Origin of the sequence: Candidatus Poriferisodalis sp. (assembly GCF_965237655.1) — a bacterium.
GTDB lineage: Bacteria > Actinomycetota > Acidimicrobiia > Acidimicrobiales > Poriferisodalaceae > Poriferisodalis.
This window is the reverse complement of the sequence record NZ_CBDEGB010000002.1, coordinates 2096708-2113583: the sequence shown is the minus strand read 5'-3', so window position 1 is coordinate 2113583 and position 16876 is coordinate 2096708. Positions and strand designations below refer to the sequence as shown.

Here is a 16876-nt window from a genome sequence, read left to right as displayed (position 1 = left end):
GATCACCAACCGGCGCGGTCAAGCAACTCCTTGAGCCGGCGCTTCGCCCGGTGCTCAGTCCGGACGCGTTGCAGCAGCGAATCGAACAATTCCGGCTCGCCCGCATCGGCTGCCAGACGCTGAATTCGAGACATCAGATCGACGGCGGACTTGTATTGGTTGGCCCTCTTGCGGTCGATGATCGCCAGCGCCGCCGAGGCATAGACCGTGATCGAGTCACGAGGTGAGCGTCGCTCTCGTTCCCTCGCGAGCGTCATCCACATCTGGCTGCTCGTGCCCAGCTGCACAGCCGTGTCCCATGCTTGCTGAGCGTGACCTTCGAAGAGCAGGATCTCCGTCAAGATGGCTGCTGCTGCGGGCGCGGCGGAAGCGTCGTCAGACATGACGTCTTCGGGCACCGAACCATCAGTCGGCGCCCCGTACGCCAGCAACGGGTTGTCACCGCTCGGATCGAGCCGTCTGAGCAGATGCTCGCGGCCTCGGCTCAGCCAGTCGACACCGGTGTCCTCCTGCTTCAGGCGGCGATAGTTGCTCAGCGACGGACTCGCCTCGAACGTCTTCCAGTACAGATCGACGGCGGCTCCGGTCTCGCCCCGCTCGCGCAGCTTGCGAGCCAAAAAATCGCGGGTATTACCGGCATGCCATGAGCCGTGCCCCGTGCCTGACAGACCCCGACGGGCCCACTCGACGGCTTCGTCGTCACGGCCGGCCCGTTCGAACGCAGCGGCGATCTCGACCATGTCGGTGGGGTGAATTCGCTCGCGCCGGTGCGCCTCGATGAGCGCGTCGGGGTCGTCCATGGCAAGCGCCCAACCGATCATCGCTTCACGCAGGCGGGACACGTCCGACGACCAGCCGTCGTCTTTGGGGTCGATCTGCCGCCATTGGGGCTCGATTGCACGGCGGAACGCGGTCAGCCCTGAGGGGCCGAGTACTTCCGCATATCTCGCTGCCGACCGGTGGAATCCGTCCAGTTCTGACGTCATTTCGAGCTTCGCGAGGCGCTTCGCCAGCTTGACCGGGTCTGATGTGCTCTGCTCGCACGCCTGAAGATGCAGATCTGCCAGTCGGTCGGATATGACCGTCAGCCACCCGTCAGAGTCGTCCACAAGGCCCATGGCCCTGTCCGCCCGCCTGTGCGCATATTCGGCGAGCTGCGCTGCTTCGGGGCCATGACCTGCATCGCAGATATCCACCATCGCGTCGATCATGTCGTCGACAATCGCTGCCCATTCAGGAGCTTCGTGATAGCTCACATGACGCCGGGCGCCAAGAACGCCCTTGATCCGCTGACGCCATTCATCGAGGTCCGGTCCTATGCCTTGCTCGGACCTCGCTTCGAGCAGCAGGCGTTCGCGTAAGCGCCAATCGTCGGCAGCCTGCTGCAGAACGATCTCCGCCAGCCGTTCGACATCGAGCCGGTGCACGAACCCCTCGAGCAGGAGGACATCAGGGTCGGCGCTTCGGCTGCGCTGCGACGGCCGCTTCGGCTCGCTCGCGCCTTCGGGACGCTCGCCGGTGCGCAGCAGCGACAACGCCACGGCGACGCAGTGCTTGCAGAACGAGCCGTCTTCGGCCGCAGGGCACGAGCACGACCAGTTCAGCGTGTCGGCGTCGAGCCACAACTCGACGTCGTACGGCATTGTTCCGCGCACCGTCGCGCGCACCCCTTTGTCGCTCGCTGCCGCCGATTCCACCCGACGGTCATTCAGGTATCCGACCCCTCGCTGAAAGGAGCGCAGACCGGCGAGTTCCCCGATCATGTGTTCGTCGAGCACTTCGTCCAGTTCGTCTGAACGACTCGATCCACTCAGTTCCCCGATATCGGTCACGACCTGACTTCCTAGTCGATGGCACCGAAGTCACGATGCTCTGCCGTCATGAGCGGTCCCATGCCCACGGCTTTAGGGCCAATCTGATGAGGCACACCCGCCGGGAGCCATGGCGAAGCGACGAACACGTCGAACTCGCGGCGCTCGGCTGGGTGCACTGGCGGAGCATCCAACGCGTCCACAGTTGCCTCGGCGACAGCACCCCTGACACTTTCGCCACCGCCTGCGATGTCTCCATTGTCAACCGGGTCACGATAGGAACCCGACAACCCGAGCCTCTACTCAGCCCGGGGTGGTTCAGACAGCGGTCTTGAATTCGGCTGCCTTGTGAGTCCTCATGGATGCTGGGGCTCGGCGTGCCACAGCGTGTTGATTGGGGCCAGCCAGAGGCGGTCGCCAACCGGGTGGCAGTGGGGACCAGTGTGCAGCAGCACGCCGATGCGGAACAGGCCCGGCGCCGTCCGGTCAAGCTGATCGCGCAGCCATCGCAGCGGCCTGAGGTGGTTCTCGCTGGGACTGCCCGTGGCCTTGACCTCAACGGCTGCTAGCGCTCCGTCGGGGCGTTCGAGCACGATGTCCACCTCGTGGCCGTCATAGTCGCGCAAGTGGTGAAGCCGCGCGCCGGCAGACCCGGCGGTCTGCCGTGTCAGTTCATTCGCCACGAAGGTCTCCAGCAGCGGGCCAGCGGCAGTTGACGTAGGAGATGCCAGAGCGTCGGCGTCGACGCCCAGCAGCGCCGTGGCCAGGCCGGTGTCGGCAAAGTGTGTCTTGGGTCGTCTGGCGACACGAGCGGCATGCTTGCGCGACCACGCCGGCACCGTATTGACCATGAACACGGTCCGGAGCCACGCGAAGTAGTGGTTGAACGTGGACCGGTCGATGCCGAGCTGCCGGCAGGCCGTCTGGACATTGAGCTCGCCGGCGGAGTTTGCTGCCAGCCATTGGACCAGATCGACGAGCGCTTCGGCCCGGCGGATGTCGCCGAGTTCGGCGACGTCGCGTTGCACGACCGTTTCGAGGTAACTGTCGTACCAGCCTTGGCGCTGTGCCGGGGCCAGAGCGACCGCCTCGGGAAAGCCGCCGCGGCACAGGCGGCTCATGTAATCCGCACGATCCTCCGTCTGTTGCGGCGGGTCAATCGAACAGGCGTCGAGCCATCTGGTGAGATCGAGCCGGAGGCTGCCCTCGAGCTCTGCCTCGGAGAAAGGGAACAGTCGCAAGATGCGCGCCCGACCTGCGAGCGACTCGCTGATGGTGGGCACCGACAAGAAGTTCGTGGAACCGGTCAGCAGGAATCGGCCCCGCTCATCGGAGTCGTCCACGATGCGCTTGACCGCTCGCACAACGCGGTCGCCGCCAAGCTGCACTTCGTCGATCACCGCGGGGGTCCGCAGCGCAGACAGGTACGCCACGGGGTCGTCGAGTGCGGCCAGCCGTGACGCATCGTCGTCGAGAGTCACATAGGAGCCGCCTCGCTTCTGCGCTGCGTGACGGGCCAGGGTGGTCTTCCCTGATTGACGCGCGCCGTGCAGCACGACGACGCGAGAGGCCTCCAGCGAGCGATCCAGTGCCGTCTCGAGGTGGCGTTTGACGTATCGCACAACCCGGAGGGTATCGGCTCACGCTTCTGTTAGCCACAGAAATTACGGACCGCTAACCGCAGATTTTACGAAGAACTCACCCTACAATTCACGAATGCTGTGATCGCCGGCGTACGGCGGGATGAACTTAGCGAGCTGTCGGGAAGCCCAGGTCGACGCCGCGGTCGGCCGGGTCGGGCCAGTGCTCGGTGACCGCCTTGAGCCTTGTGTAGAAGCGGATGCCTTCGGGTCCGTGCATGTGGTGATCGCCGAAGAGCGAGTCTTTCCAGCCACCGAACGAGTGGTACGCCATCGGCACCGGAATTGCGACGTTGACACCGATCATCCCGACGGGGGCTTCTCGCCGGAATCGCCGTGCCGCACCGCCGTCACGGGTGAACAGCGCCACGCCGTTGCCGTATGGGTTGTTCTCGATCAGCTCCATCGCCTCTTCGAACGACTCGACGCGCACCAGACACAGCACCGGGCCGAAGATCTCGTCCTCGTACACCTTCATTTCGGTGGTGACTTCGTCGAGCAAGGTGGGCCCGACCCAGTAGCCGTTCGGGTGGCCGTCCACCACAAGGCCGCGGCCGTCACGTACCAGCACCGCTCCTTCGGACTCGCCCAGGTCGATGTAGCTGAGCACTCGATCACGATGCTCTGCGGTGACCAGCGGGCCCATGTCGACGGCCTCGGCACCAAGTCCGGGGCCGATGCGCAGTGCGTCGATCCGCTCGCAAATCGCCTCAGACAGGTCGTCGGCGATTGCCCCCACCGCCACGACCACCGAGATGGCCATGCAGCGCTCGCCGGCAGAGCCGTAACCGGCCGACACGGCGGCGTCAGCGGCCTGGCCGATGACCGCATCGGGCAACACGATCATGTGGTTCTTGGCACCGCCGAGCGCCTGCACCCGCTTGCCGGCCATTGACGCTGTGCGGTGCACATGACGAGCAATCGGCGTCGAGCCCACGAAGCTCACCGCGTCGATCCCAGGGTGCTCGCACAGGCCATTCACCGCGTCCGCATCGCCGTGGAGCACGCTGAACACGCCGTCGGGCAGCCCGGCCTCGGCGAACAGCTCGCCGATGCGCACCGCCACCGACGGGTCCTTCTCTGACGGCTTGAGCACGAAGCAGTTGCCGGAGGCGATGGCTACCGGGTACATCCACATGGGCACCATCGCCGGGAAGTTGAACGGCGTGATACCCGCCACCACGCCGACCGGCTGGCGGACTGTGTAGGCGTCGTGCTCGGTGCTGATGTCGTCGGTGCGTTCGCCCTTCAGCAGCTGGCCGATGCCGCAGGCGAACTCCACCACCTCGATCCCTCGCCGCAACTCGCCCATGGCGTCGGCTCGCACCTTGCCGTGCTCGGCCGAGACCATCTCGGCCAGCTCCAAGCGATGCTCCTCGAGCAGCTCCCGGAAGGCGAACATGACCGCAGCTCGAGACGAGATGGAGGCCTCCCGCCAACCATCCCACGCCGTGCGTGCCGTGCCCACGGCCAAGTCCACGTCGCCCGCGGACGCCATGGGAACCGTGGCGATGACACTGCCGGTGACCGGGTCGGTCACTTCGAACAGCGTCTTGGGCGACCCTTGCGTTCGCTGACCGCCGATCCAGTGGTCGACTTGCCTCATGAGAGTCCTCCTTACCGGCAGCGCCGAGTGCCTGGCGAGCGCGCCGAATGACGCATTGTCGCAGCCTTGCGGGGTGAACGGGAACGCACTTGGGGGCGGCGCCGGGAGCAGCGTTGCGAGGTGATCGAAAATGCTCTTGAGAGCGGCTCTGGAAGCAGCGCTGGGGGTTGATCGGAAACGCACTTGGGAGCGGGGCTGGGAGCAGCGTTCCGCTTGGCGGGCCGTGGCTAGAGTCCGCGCCATGAGCGATGTGCAACCGATTCCCGCCGACCGGCCCTTTGTCGTGCCCTACATGACGATCGGTGCCCGCACCAATGGTTCGCCCGGCGGTGCTGCCGATGCCATCGAGTGGTACACGGCCGCGTTCGGTGCCCGCGAGGCGAACCGGCAGGCCACACCCGACGGCAGCAAGCTGATTCACGCCGAGCTGATCCTGGGCGACGGTCTGATCTTCCTGGCCGACGACTTTCCAGAGTTCTCCGGCTCGGAATCAGCCCCCGCTGCGCTCGGCGGCTCCTCGGTCACCATGCACCGTTACGTCGTCGACTGTGACGCCACCATCGAGGCGGCCGTGGCGCAAGGTGCTGAGTTGACCATGCCGCCGACGGACATGTTCTGGGGAGACCGCTTCGGCGGCATCCGCGATCCCTTCGGTCACAACTGGTCAATCGCCACCCATGTGCGAGACGTGACCCCCGAGGAAATGGAAGCCGCGGCCGCCGAGATGTTCGCTGGCGGTCCGCCGGAAGGCTGATCCATGGCCGTCACTGAACTCGCGGGACGTATTGCCGTGGTCACCGGCGGCGGCAACGGTATGGGCCGCGAGCTGGTGTGCCAGCTCGCAGTGGCAGGCGCACACGTAGCGGCGTGCGATCTCAACGATGAGACGCTGGAGCAGACCGCCGAGTTGGCCACGTCGCGGGCCGCAAGCGGCGTGCGAATCACCACGCACTCGTGCGATGTCACCGACGCAGGTGCCGTGGCAGCGTTCGCCGCGGAGGTAATGGAACAACACGAAACCGACCACATCAACCTGCTGTTCAACAACGCCGGCATCGGCCACGGCGGCAGCTTCGTGATCGATGATCAGCGAGCTGCGTGGGACAAGACTTTCGAGGTGTGCTGGAACGGGGTACTGAACTGCGCTCGCGCCTTCATGAACCTGCTCGTCCGCTCAGATGCGGCAGCGATCGTGAACACCAGCAGTGCCATGGCCGTCTGGGCGTCGCTCGGTCCAGGCGTGACGGACACGGCGTACTGCGCGGCAAAGTTCGCCGTCAAGGGCTTCACCGAGGCGCTCATGGTGGATCTCGCGCAGCACGCGCCCCACGTCAGCGCCCACGTAGTGATACCCGGCCACATCGGCACATTGATCGATCTGAACAGCGTCTCCGCTCACGGTCTCGATGCGCCGGTGTTGCGCAAGACCGTGGCGGCCCGGGGGGTGGCGCTCGATCAGTCCAGCGACACCGAGGTTGAGGCATTGGTCCTCGACCTCTACACGCGCTTTCGAGACGATGCCCCGACGACAGCTGCCGAAGCCGCCCAGATCATCTTGGCGGGCGTCCTTGCGGGCGATTGGCGCATCCTGGTCGGCGATGACGCGCACGCCATCGACAATGCAGTGCGCGCCGATCCTGAGTCGGCTTACGAACCGGAGTTCTTCGAGCGGCTGCGCAACGCGGGCTACCTGCAGGCGTTCGGCCGCTAGCCGCGCACCGGTGCCGAGGTGCTCATACCACCTGCCGAGATGTTCGCGGGCGGCCCGCCGGAAGGCTGACCTGGCGAGGTCGCGTCCGGCTTTGACGCGGAAGCATCGTGACACTGCGAGACTTCAGCACTGGTTGACACGACCGACCAACACGCAGCACGGAGCCGCGTCTGCGTGCACAAGTGGGGGAGACAGACGCATGGCTGTATCAAACTTTGCTGGGCGCATCGCAGTGGTGACCGGCGGCGGCACCGGCATGGGCCGTGAGTTGGTTCGCCAACTCGCGGCAGCGGGAGCGCATGTCGCTGCCTGCGACCTCAACAGCGAGACGCTTTCCGAGACAGCGGAACTTGCCAGTCAGGACGCCTCCGAAGGGGTGCGCATCACGACACACCTGTGCAATGTCACTGATACTGACGCCGTCGCAGCGTTTGCGGCCGACGTCGCCGCTGCCCACGAGACCGACCACATCAACCTGCTGTTCAACAACGCCGGTATCAGCGGCGGCGGCAGTTTCGTCATCGATGATCAACGCGCAGCGTGGGACAAGACCTTCGAGGTGTGCTGGAACGGGGTACTGAATTGCGCACGTGCCTTCATGGACCTGCTCGTCCGCTCAGATGCGGCGGCGATGGTCAACACCAGCAGCATCAACGGGTTTTGGGCGACCGTCGGGCCAGGCGTGCCCCACACGTCCTACTCCGCTGCGAAGTTCGCCGTGAAGGGCTTCACCGAAGCACTCATGGTGGACCTCGCGCTCCACGCGCCGCACGTCAGCGCCCACGTCGTCATGCCCGGTCACATCGGCACCTCGATCGCGTTCAACAGCATCGAGGCGCATGGTCTCGATATCCCACTGCGGCGCAAGACGATGGCGGCCCGGGGGATCCCAATCGATCAGTTCAGCGATGCCGAGATCGAGGCGCTGGTCGTCGATCGCAATACGCGTTTCCGTGTCGATGCCCCGACGACAGCCGCTCAAGCTGCCCAGATCATCCTGGCGGGAGTCCTCGCGGGCGATTGGCGGATCCTGGTCGGCGAAGATGCGCACGCCATCGACACCGCAGTGCGTGCAGACCCTGAGTCCGCCTACGAACCGCAGTTCTTCGAGCGGCTGCGCGACGCAGGCCACTTGCAGGCGATTGGCAGCTAGCTGCGCACCGGTCGCTAGTTCGCCTCGCAGGGCTGGAGCTCGGGGTGGAGCTGATTATCGGTCCCCGGACCAAGATCACGCCGTTCACTGACCGCGCGGTAGCAGCAGGCATGACCAAGGCGATGGTCTACAACCACACGGTGCTGCCTATCAGCACCGATGATCCTGCTGCGGACTACCGGGCACTGACCACAGCCGCGGCGATCTGGGACGTCGGCTGTGAGCGCCAAGTGCAGATCGCCGGACCGGATGCGCACCGATTGGTCACGTATCTCTGCGCCCGAGACTTGCGGGACCTCGAGGTCGGTGCGGCCAGCTATGCGCCGATGTGCGACCACGAGGGTCGCCTTGTCAACGACCCGATGGCGCTGCGAATCGATGAGACGACGTTCTGGCTCTCGATTGCCGATAGCGACGTGCTGCTGTGGGCACGAGCGGTGGCGGGCGAAGGCGGATTCGACGTCGACGTGACCGAGCCGGACGTCTGGCCGCTTGCGATCCAAGGCCCCCGCGCCGCCGATGTCGTGGCGGCGGCGTTGGGGGACTGGGTGCGCGACGTGCGCTTCTTCCGTTTCGTCCGCCACGAGCACGACGGCATCCCCATGATCGTGTGCCGCTCCGGATGGTCCGGCCAAGACGGCTTCGAGCTCTTCTTGATGGACGGCTCCCGGGGAGAAGAGCTCTGGGACCTGCTGTGGGAAGCGGGTCGACCTTTCGGGCTTGCAGTGGGCGCGCCGAACAACGCCGAGCGCATCGAGAGCTTCCTGCTGTCCTTCGGTGGCGACACCGATCCCGAGACAGATCCCGACGAGGCCGGAATCAGCCGGTTCGTCAGCCCGGAAGACGATGGTGACCATCAAGCGGGTCACGACTTCATCGGCAAAGCCGCGTTGGTGGCTCGGCGGGCTTCGGGCACCCAGCGACGCCTCGTCGGTCTCGTCGTCGATGGCGACCCGCCGTCGCCAATGCGGTCGCCGCGCACCGTGCAGTGCCCCGACGGTCACCCAGTGGGCACGCTGCGAGCGCTTGCTCGCTCGCCGAGGTTCGACACCAACATCGGCCTCGCGCTGCTCGATCCGCCCTGGTTCGAGCCGGACACGGCGCTGCGGGTCAATCTCGACGGCATCGACCGCTCAGCCATGACGACGCAACTGCCCTTCAATCTGCCGCCTGGCTCCAAGGCTGCTGCCGGGCCGAACTAGGCCGCCAACGTCGCGCCGCTACCCTGACCGCCTCCGCGGACGTAGTTCAACGGCCAGAACCTCAGCCTTCCAAGCTGATGATGCGGGTTCGATTCCCGTCGTCCGCTCGCCAGAACCTCAGCCTTCCAAGCTGATGATGCTGGCAGCACATGGTGTGCTGCGGGGGACTCAGTGATTCCCGTCGTCCGTTCGCTCTAGGCAGCGCGGATCGGGCCGTCCTCGAGCACCTGGCGGTTCGCGATCACCTCGTCGATGATCCCGTACTCCTTGGCGGCTTCGGCATCCATGATGAAGTCGCGGTCGGTATCGGTGTGAATGCGCTCGAACTCCTGGCCGGTGTGGTGCGCAATGATCCGCTCAAGCCGTTCACGCATCCGTTCAATCTCGCGCGCCGCCAACTCGATGTCGGTGGCTTGACCCATCGCCTGCCCGTAGGGCTGGTGCAGGAGCACCCGTGCATTGGGCAGCGCCATGCGCTTGCCCGGCGTGCCCGCAGCCAGCAGCACCGCAGCGGCAGACGCCGCCTGCCCGAGGCAGATGGTGGTGATGTCGTTGCGGATGTACTGGCTCGTGTCGTAAATGGCGAACAGCGAGCTGAGGTCCCCACCGGGCGAGTTGATGTAGATGTTGATGTCTTTGTCGGGATTTTCCGACTCCAGGTGGATCAGCTGCGCGCACACCAGATTGGCGATGACATCGTCGATCGGCGTGCCCAAGAAGATGATGTTCTCCTTCAACAGCCGGGAGTACAGGTCGTACGCCCGCTCACCCCGATTGGTCTGTTCCACGACGGTGGGCACGAGGTAATTGCGGGCACTGTGCCGTCCGGCGCTGATATCAGATTGATCCGCGTGTGCGGAGAACTCGGTCGTCACGGTGTGTCCTTGTCGTCTTTGTCGATTGCGTCTTCGGTGTCGTCAACGCTCTGCGAGTCATCGGGCGACGGGAATTCGAGCGCTGAGCGGTCGATGGTGTCGCCGTCCGGTCCGATGAGTGTGGCGGCTTCGATGACCCATTGAAGCGCCTTGCCCTTGCAAATCGCTGATGTGAGGTGAGCGAGTCCATCGGCATCTGCCATGACGTCGCGCAGCTGGGCCGGGCTGCGGCCATCGTTGGCTGCCGTCCGTTCCAACTCTGCGTCGATGTCATCGTCGTCGGCTTGCAGGCCTTCAGCCGTGGCCAGGGCACGTAGAGCCAGATCCAAACGCACGCCACGCTCGGCATCGTCTCGCAATTCCCCGATGAACGACGCAGGCTCCTGGCCCGTTTCCTCCAACCAGTCCTCGATCGTCATGTTTCGCTGCTGCAGCCCGCTGCCCAGCTCTGACATGCGATCCGCAATTGCCCCGCTCACCATGGCATCGGGAACCGGTCCATCGACAAGGCCGGCGATGTGCTTCTGTATTTCGTCGCGCAGAGCCATATTGGCTTGCATGATGCGGCCGAAGCTCAGTTGCCGCGCCGTGGCCTCGCGAAGGTCCGCGATGCAGCCGTGCTCGGTGTTCTCGTCGACCCAGTCGTCGGTGAATTCAGGCAGGACCAACTCCGACACCGTGTTGACGTTGATCTCGAAGTCGATCTCCATCTCGGGCTGCACCGGATGTGGCGCGCTGAACGACAACTCGGCTCCGGCTTCGCAGCCGATGAGCTGCTCGTCGACCTCAGGCACGATGCCGCCGCTGCCGACCTCATAGAGGTAGTCCTGGGCTGAGAGTCCGGGCAGCGCCTCGCCGTCCACGGACCCTTCGATGTCGATCGTGACACGGTCGCCAATTTCCGCGGTGCGGTCCACCTCGGCGATATCGGCAAACTGGCGGCGCGTCTCGTCGATGCGGGCGTCAATCTCCTCCTCGGGCGGCTCGGGACTGGGAATCTCGACCTGCAGGCTCTTGTAGCCCGAGATCGACACCACCGGTCGGATCTCGACCGTCGCCTCGAACGCCACCGGCCCTTCGCTTCCATCGAGAGTGAGCTCCAGTTCAGGCTGGTTCACCACGTCGACGTGGTTGTCACGCACCGCCTGGGCGTAGTAGCGGGGCACCGCTTCTTCGAGCGCTTGTGCGCGCCCAACCTCGGATCCGAAGTGCGATTCCAGCACCCGTCGCGGTGCGCGGCCGGGTCGGAATCCGGGAATGCGCACCTCACGGGCCAGCTTGCGGAACGCAGCCTCGATGTCGGCGTCGAACGTCTCGGCGTCGACCTCGACGGTCAGCTTGACGCGGGGACCGACAATTCGTTCTGTCGCAGTCTCGCCGTCGCTGGAGTCGTCGGTGTCGGGGTCAACCGGCGTCTCGTCCTCGACCGGAGGATCAGGTTCAGGAATCGGCGCGCGCCCGATGAAATCCGCTGAATCCAGCGGCGTCAGCGTCGTCTTCACGAAGCGCAGAGCCTACCGGTGCGTCTCGACCGCTCCCCGTGGATACCGAGCGGCCGGGATGAAACAGATCGCACTGTTCAGTGCGCGCTGTGCCATCCTTGGCGAGCAACTGTGAGGTCGCGTGCGGACGGACCGTGTGCGAGCCTTGTACGTCTACCGACGACCAAGTCTCAGCAGGAGGGAGGTGCAGCGTGGCGAAGTTCGGCGAGGGCAGCGAGCTGCTCAAGTGCTCGTTCTGCGGCAAATCCCAGAAACAGGTGCGTAAACTCATCGCGGGCCCAGGTGTCTACATCTGCGACGAGTGCATCGACCTGTGCAACGAGATCATCGACGACGAAGTCGAGACATCGACCGAGACGCCATTCGAGTCAGTCCCCAAGCCACGCGAGATCTTTGCCTTCCTCGACGACTACATCATCGACCAGGACAAGACCAAGACGATCCTGTCGGTGGCCGTCTACAACCACTACAAGCGGATGCGTCTTGAGCCATCCGGACCTGGTGCTGGTGAGGATGTCGAGATTGCCAAGTCGAACATCCTGCTGATTGGCCCCACGGGCTGCGGCAAGACGATGATGGCGCAGACCTTGGCGCGCATGCTCAATGTGCCGTTCGCCATTGCTGATGCCACGGCGCTGACCGAGGCCGGCTACGTGGGAGAAGACGTCGAGAACATCCTGCTCAAGCTGCTCCAATCGGCCGACTTCGACGTGAAGCGCGCCGAGACCGGCATCGTCTACATCGACGAGATCGACAAGATCGCCCGCAAAGCCGAGAACGCCTCGATCACCCGCGACGTCTCAGGCGAGGGCGTCCAGCAGGCCTTGCTGAAGATTGTCGAGGGCACCGTGGCCTCGGTGCCCCCGCAGGGCGGCCGCAAGCACCCTCACCAGGAGTTCTTGCAGATCGACACCAGCAACGTGCTGTTCATCTGCGGGGGCGCGTTCGACGGCCTCGAGCGCATCATTGCTGACCGTGTGGGGGAGCGGGGCATCGGATTCGGAGCGACGCTGCGCAACGCTGCCGGCAGCTCAGCGCTCGACGTGCTGCCCGATGTGCTGCCCGAAGATCTGCGCCACTTCGGCCTGATTCCCGAATTTATCGGCCGGCTCCCCGTCGTCGGCGTCGTCGACGCGCTGGGTCCCGACGCATTGCGCCGGATCCTCACCGAGCCGAAGAATTCGCTGGTGCGCCAGTACCGCCGGATGTTCGAGCTTGACGACGTCGAACTCGAATTCACTGAGGATGCTCTCGAAGCCATCGTGGATCAGGCGATGCTCCGCAACACGGGCGCGCGCGGGCTCCGGGCGATCCTCGAGGAAGTTCTGCTGGGGCTGATGTACGACTTGCCGAGCCGCGATGACGTGGCCCGCTGCATCGTCGACCGGAGCGTGGTGCTCGACAAGGTGAATCCCACGCTGGTGCCCCGTTCGACCGTCACACGCCGCGCATCTTGAGCCCTGCGCCGATCGGAGCGGCAGCCGGGCCGCTGCGCGACTACGAGGCCGCACTCGACTGGCTGGATTCCCATATCGACCTCGAACGGCTGCTCGGCAGCCCCGAGGCAACGGCACCCACGCTGGATCGCATGTGGACACTCATGGGTGTCTTGGGCGACCCGCAGGACAGCGTGCCGGCCATCCACATCACCGGCACGAACGGCAAAGGCAGCACGGCGCGGCTGTCAGTTGCGCTGCTCGGGGCGTGCGGGCTTGCCGCGGGCAGCTACACGTCACCCCACATCGAGCGCGTCAACGACAGGATCACCGTGGCCAACGAGCCACTCGACGACGAGTCGTTCGCAACGGCGATCAGCGAGGTCGCCGTCTTCGAGTCGATGGTGACCGAGCGCTGCGGCGAGCGGCCGAACTACTTCGAGGTGATGGCTGCCGCCGCGTACAACTGGTTCGCCTCCACTGCGCACGTCAACGTGATCGAAGTCGGCATGGGCGGCCGCTGGGATGCCACCAACGTGGTGGACGCTGCAGTGGCAGTCATCACCAACGTCGGCGCCGACCACCTCGAGATCATCGGGCCCACATTGGCGAACGTTGCCTCGGAGAAGGCCGGGATCATCTCCGCAGGGGCGATCGCCGTCTGCGGCGAGACGGCCCCTGAGCTCGTCGAGGTTGTGGCCGTCACGGCGGCAGGGATCGGCGCTGAGCTGTGGCGCCGCGGCGTCGACTGGGATGTCGCCGACCGCCAACCCGCCGTCGGCGGTCAGCTCGTGACTGTCCGCACACCGTTTGGGGAGCACGCCGATCACTTCGTGCCACTCCACGGTGCTCACCAGGCGATCAACGTCGCCACGGCCATCAGCTCGGTTGAGGCATTCTTCGGCCGGAGCCTCGACGACGATGTGATCACTGCCGCGCTCGGGGACATCACGCTGCCGGCGCGCTTTGAGATCGTGAATCGTCAGCCGACGGTGGTCATCGACGGGGCCCACAATCCCGCTGGTGCCGCTGCGCTGCGAGAAACGCTGGCGGAAACGTTGTCCATGGGCTCGACGCCGGCGGGAGAGCCGCAAGTCGCTTCGCAGGCAGGCACGGACGGCTCGAATGTGCTCGTGATCGGTGCCAACAGACCACACGATCCCGGCGAGTTCTGCGAAGCGCTCGATCTCGAGCCATTCGATGCGGTTGTTGCAACTGCGGCGTCATGGCCGCGTGCGATCCCGCCGAGCGAGGTTTCCGCTGCTGTAGAGAACGCAGCGGCCGGCCGTGACCGGCCGCTCGACATCATCGCGGCTGCGAGCGTCACCGATGCGCTGCAGCACGCCCTCGACCGGGCCGGTCCCGATGGGATCGTGGTGGTGAGCGGCTCGCTGTACATCGCTGCCGAAGCCCGGCGACTGCTGGGGAGTCACCCGCATTAGTCTCTGGCGCGCAGCCCATCGCGCAACGCGTCGGTGCGAGGCAGCAGGCTGAGGGAGACAGCGATGCGGCAAACGCTGGTGATCTGCAAGCCTGACGCTGTCGAGCGCGGCCTCGTCGGCGAGATCCTGGGCAGGTTCGAGCGCAAGGGGCTCACCATCGCGGCCTTGGAGCACCGGACAATCGACCGCGATACTGCCAAGCGGCACTACTCCGAACACGCTGGCAAGCCGTTCTACGAACCACTGCTGGACTTCATCACGCGCTCGTCATCGGTTGTCATGGTGCTGGAAAGCCCTGCCGACGCAGGCGGCGACGTCTTCGCCGTCGTGCGCACCCTGATGGGTGCCACCAATCCCGCCACTGCCGCGCCCGGCACCATCCGGGGCGACTACGGGCTGTCGCTCACCGAGAACCTCGTGCATGGTTCCGACAGCGAAGCCTCCGCCCAGCGAGAGATCGGCCTGTTCTTTCCGTCCGTCGTCTCGTCGAACAACAAGGTCGGCAGCTGATGGCGACGAACGGGTCGTCCCGACCCCGTCGGCGCCGACCCGTGTTCGGCGGCAGGGACATCGCAGTCGATCTCGGTACTGCGAACACGACCGTGTTCGTGCGCGGCCGGGGCATCGTGCTCAATGAGCCTTCGGTGGTGGCCGTCGATTCGATGACGGGCAATTCGCTGGCCGTCGGCCAAGAGGCCAAGCGGATGATCGGCCGCACGCCGGGGAACATCACAGCAATCAGCCCCCTCAAGGACGGCGTGATTGCCGACTTCGACATTTGCGAGAAGATGCTCCGGCATTTCATCAACCAGGTCACCCAGACGCGCTGGCCCAAGCCGCGCATGGTGATCTGCGTGCCGTCGGGAATCACCGGAGTGGAGCAGCGCGCAGTACTGGAAGCCGCCGAGTATGCAGGTGCACGCCGGGCGTACATTATCGAGGAGCCGATGGCAGCGGCGATCGGCGCTGGGCTGCCGGTTCAGACGGCGCAGGGGAGCATGATCGTCGACATCGGCGGCGGCACCACTGAGGTCGCCGTGATCTCGCTCGGCGGCATCGTGACGGCTCGTTCTGCCCGCGTCGGCGGCAACATGATCGACGCGTCCATCGTTGCTCACGTCAAGAAGGAGCATGGCCTCATCGTTGGCGAGCGCACCGCAGAGGAAGTCAAGCTAGCGCTGGGCTCTGCGTGGCCGCTGCAGCAGGAGATCTACGCCGAGGTCCGTGGCCGCGACATGGTGAGCGGGCTTCCCGAATCGGTCAGCGTCGACAGCGTCGAGATCCGCGAAGCAATTGCGGGACCCGTCAGCGCAATCGTCGACTCGGTGAAGGCGACGCTCGATGACACCGCGCCGGAATTGGCAGCCGACGTCATGGACTATGGCATCACACTTGCCGGCGGCGGAGCGATGCTGCGCGGTCTGCCGGATCGACTGCGCTCGGAAACAGGCGTTGCAGTTCACATCGCGGAGGACCCGCTGTTCGCCGTCGTGCGTGGCTCCGGCCAGACGCTCGAAGAATTCGACGTCCTCCACGGAGTGCTGTACTCGTCCACCGAGGGGCGCTGACGCCCCCGGCCGTGGCCCGCCGCGCCGGCATTCGGAGACGCACCTGGCTCCGCTTGGCCCTGCTCGTTGTGACCGCCATTGCACTGTTGACGCTCGACGCACGTGGCTCTGGCGGCGTGCTGGACACCGCGCGCGGCGCAGCGCTGGACCTGCTGGGACCGGTGCGAACCTTCGGAGACTGGGTGGTCGGGCCGTTTCGCAACGCTTGGCGCGGGGTCGTCAGCTTCGACGACTTAGAGGCCGAGAACGCAGAGCTGCGCGGCGAGCTGGCACAAGCGCAGGCATCGGTGCTGCGCGTCGGCGAGCTGGAACGGGACCGGCAGGAACTGCTCGCTCTGGTGGGCGCCCGTGACACCGCCCGAGCAATCCCTCGGGTCACAGCGAGGGTCATTGATGCACCGGTGTCGAATTTCGAACGCACGATCGAGCTGGCGAAAGGACGCCGGGACGGCATACGCGAGGGAATGCCGGTCGAGAGCGGCGACGGTTTGGTCGGGCGCGTCGTGCAGGCCAGCACCACTCGTTCGCGGGTAGAGCTGCTGACAGATCCCAACTTCGACGCCGGCGTGCGCATCGTCCGATCCGGAGACGACGGATTGGCCTCGGGACGAGGCCCGGGTCGCGACCTTGAGGTGAGCTACATCGAGCTTGAGACGGTCGTCATCCCAGGCGAGACCGTGGTGACCAGCGGTTTTGAGGGAAGCACGTTTCCCGCCGGGCTGCTTGTGGGCACGGTCACCGATGTCGAGCCCGACGCAGTCCGGGGAGCGCAGCGGGTCACCGTCCACCCTGCCGCAGATCTGACGCGGCTGCGATGGGTGCAGGTGCTGCTCTACGAGCCCGATGTCCCCGAGCCGGTGATTGTCGATCGCGAGCCATCAGACACCCCGGTCACCCCCGTCAATACGGACGGGGCATCGTGAGAGGGGA

The 16876-nt window shown here is 65.5% G+C and carries 15 protein-coding genes and 1 tRNA gene; 10 read left to right on the top strand and 6 right to left on the bottom strand.

From position 1 onward, the window contains the following. Nucleotides 1-2: 2 nt before the first annotated feature. The 4 genes from ACPXYO_RS17965 to ACPXYO_RS17950 form a co-directional block, all read right to left on the bottom strand. The gene (locus ACPXYO_RS17965; protein WP_423923426.1) at nucleotides 3-1832 is read right to left on the bottom strand and encodes an SWIM zinc finger family protein; all 1830 of its coding nucleotides are present in this window, start codon (nucleotides 1830-1832) and stop codon (nucleotides 3-5) included. 11 nt (nucleotides 1833-1843) lie between these two features. Further along, on the bottom strand, nucleotides 1844-2014 hold the full coding sequence (locus tag ACPXYO_RS17960; RefSeq protein WP_423923424.1) for a hypothetical protein: 171 nt from the start codon (nucleotides 2012-2014) through the stop codon (nucleotides 1844-1846). Between the two features lie 153 nt (nucleotides 2015-2167). After that, a complete protein-coding gene (locus ACPXYO_RS17955; RefSeq protein ID WP_423923422.1) occupies nucleotides 2168-3433 on the bottom strand; it encodes an ATP-binding protein in 1266 nt (421 codons plus the stop codon). A 127-nt stretch (nucleotides 3434-3560) separates the two neighbouring features. Further along, entirely contained in the window at nucleotides 3561-5057 is a 1497-nt protein-coding gene (locus ACPXYO_RS17950) for a CoA-acylating methylmalonate-semialdehyde dehydrogenase (RefSeq protein ID WP_423923420.1), read from the bottom strand. Between the two features lie 241 nt (nucleotides 5058-5298). Between ACPXYO_RS17950 and ACPXYO_RS17945 the strand changes: the two genes are divergently transcribed. From ACPXYO_RS17945 to ACPXYO_RS17925, 5 genes are all read left to right on the top strand, one after another. Continuing rightward, nucleotides 5299-5811: a VOC family protein gene (locus ACPXYO_RS17945; protein ID WP_423923418.1), complete on the top strand. Its 513-nt coding sequence runs from the start codon at nucleotides 5299-5301 to the stop codon at nucleotides 5809-5811. A gap of 3 nt (nucleotides 5812-5814) precedes the next feature. Further along, a complete protein-coding gene (locus ACPXYO_RS17940) occupies nucleotides 5815-6768 on the top strand; it encodes an SDR family NAD(P)-dependent oxidoreductase (RefSeq protein ID WP_423923416.1) in 954 nt (317 codons plus the stop codon). Nucleotides 6769-6967: 199 nt separating this feature from the next. Continuing rightward, the gene (locus ACPXYO_RS17935; RefSeq protein ID WP_423923414.1) at nucleotides 6968-7921 is read left to right on the top strand and encodes an SDR family NAD(P)-dependent oxidoreductase; all 954 of its coding nucleotides are present in this window, start codon (nucleotides 6968-6970) and stop codon (nucleotides 7919-7921) included. A 44-nt stretch (nucleotides 7922-7965) separates the two neighbouring features. Next, on the top strand, nucleotides 7966-9123 hold the full coding sequence (locus ACPXYO_RS17930; RefSeq protein WP_423923412.1) for a glycine cleavage T C-terminal barrel domain-containing protein: 1158 nt from the start codon (nucleotides 7966-7968) through the stop codon (nucleotides 9121-9123). A 35-nt stretch (nucleotides 9124-9158) separates the two neighbouring features. Further along, a tRNA-Gly gene (locus ACPXYO_RS17925) sits at nucleotides 9159-9230 on the top strand. An 87-nt stretch (nucleotides 9231-9317) separates the two neighbouring features. Here ACPXYO_RS17925 and ACPXYO_RS17920 read toward each other — a convergent pair. Both ACPXYO_RS17920 and tig read right to left on the bottom strand, forming a co-directional pair. Further along, nucleotides 9318-9959, bottom strand: a complete 642-nt coding sequence (locus ACPXYO_RS17920) for an ATP-dependent Clp protease proteolytic subunit (protein WP_423923923.1) — start codon at nucleotides 9957-9959, stop codon at nucleotides 9318-9320. A 35-nt stretch (nucleotides 9960-9994) separates the two neighbouring features. Next, a complete protein-coding gene (gene tig / locus ACPXYO_RS17915; protein ID WP_423923410.1) occupies nucleotides 9995-11500 on the bottom strand; it encodes a trigger factor in 1506 nt (501 codons plus the stop codon). 191 nt (nucleotides 11501-11691) lie between these two features. Here tig and clpX point away from each other — a divergent pair, with 191 nt between their 5' ends. The 5 genes from clpX to mreC all read left to right on the top strand — a co-directional run bounded on the left by clpX (nucleotide 11692) and on the right by mreC (nucleotide 16869). Further along, complete coding sequence (gene clpX, locus ACPXYO_RS17910; RefSeq protein WP_420623395.1) at nucleotides 11692-12957, top strand: ATP-dependent Clp protease ATP-binding subunit ClpX; 1266 nt, start codon at nucleotides 11692-11694, stop codon at nucleotides 12955-12957. After that, the gene (locus ACPXYO_RS17905; protein ID WP_423923408.1) at nucleotides 12954-14378 is read left to right on the top strand and encodes a bifunctional folylpolyglutamate synthase/dihydrofolate synthase; all 1425 of its coding nucleotides are present in this window, start codon (nucleotides 12954-12956) and stop codon (nucleotides 14376-14378) included. The genes clpX and ACPXYO_RS17905 overlap by 4 nt, the downstream gene beginning before the upstream one ends. Before the next feature lie 63 nt (nucleotides 14379-14441). Further along, nucleotides 14442-14888 carry a nucleoside-diphosphate kinase gene (gene ndk, locus ACPXYO_RS17900; protein ID WP_423923406.1) on the top strand — a complete coding sequence of 149 codons (447 nt, stop codon included), beginning with the start codon at nucleotides 14442-14444 and terminating at the stop codon, nucleotides 14886-14888. Further along, the gene (locus ACPXYO_RS17895) at nucleotides 14888-15946 is read left to right on the top strand and encodes a rod shape-determining protein (protein WP_423923404.1); all 1059 of its coding nucleotides are present in this window, start codon (nucleotides 14888-14890) and stop codon (nucleotides 15944-15946) included. Before ndk ends, ACPXYO_RS17895 begins: the two co-directional genes overlap by 1 nt. 53 nt (nucleotides 15947-15999) lie before the next feature. Further along, on the top strand, nucleotides 16000-16869 hold the full coding sequence (gene mreC, locus ACPXYO_RS17890; protein ID WP_420623398.1) for a rod shape-determining protein MreC: 870 nt from the start codon (nucleotides 16000-16002) through the stop codon (nucleotides 16867-16869). Nucleotides 16870-16876 lie beyond the last annotated feature (7 nt).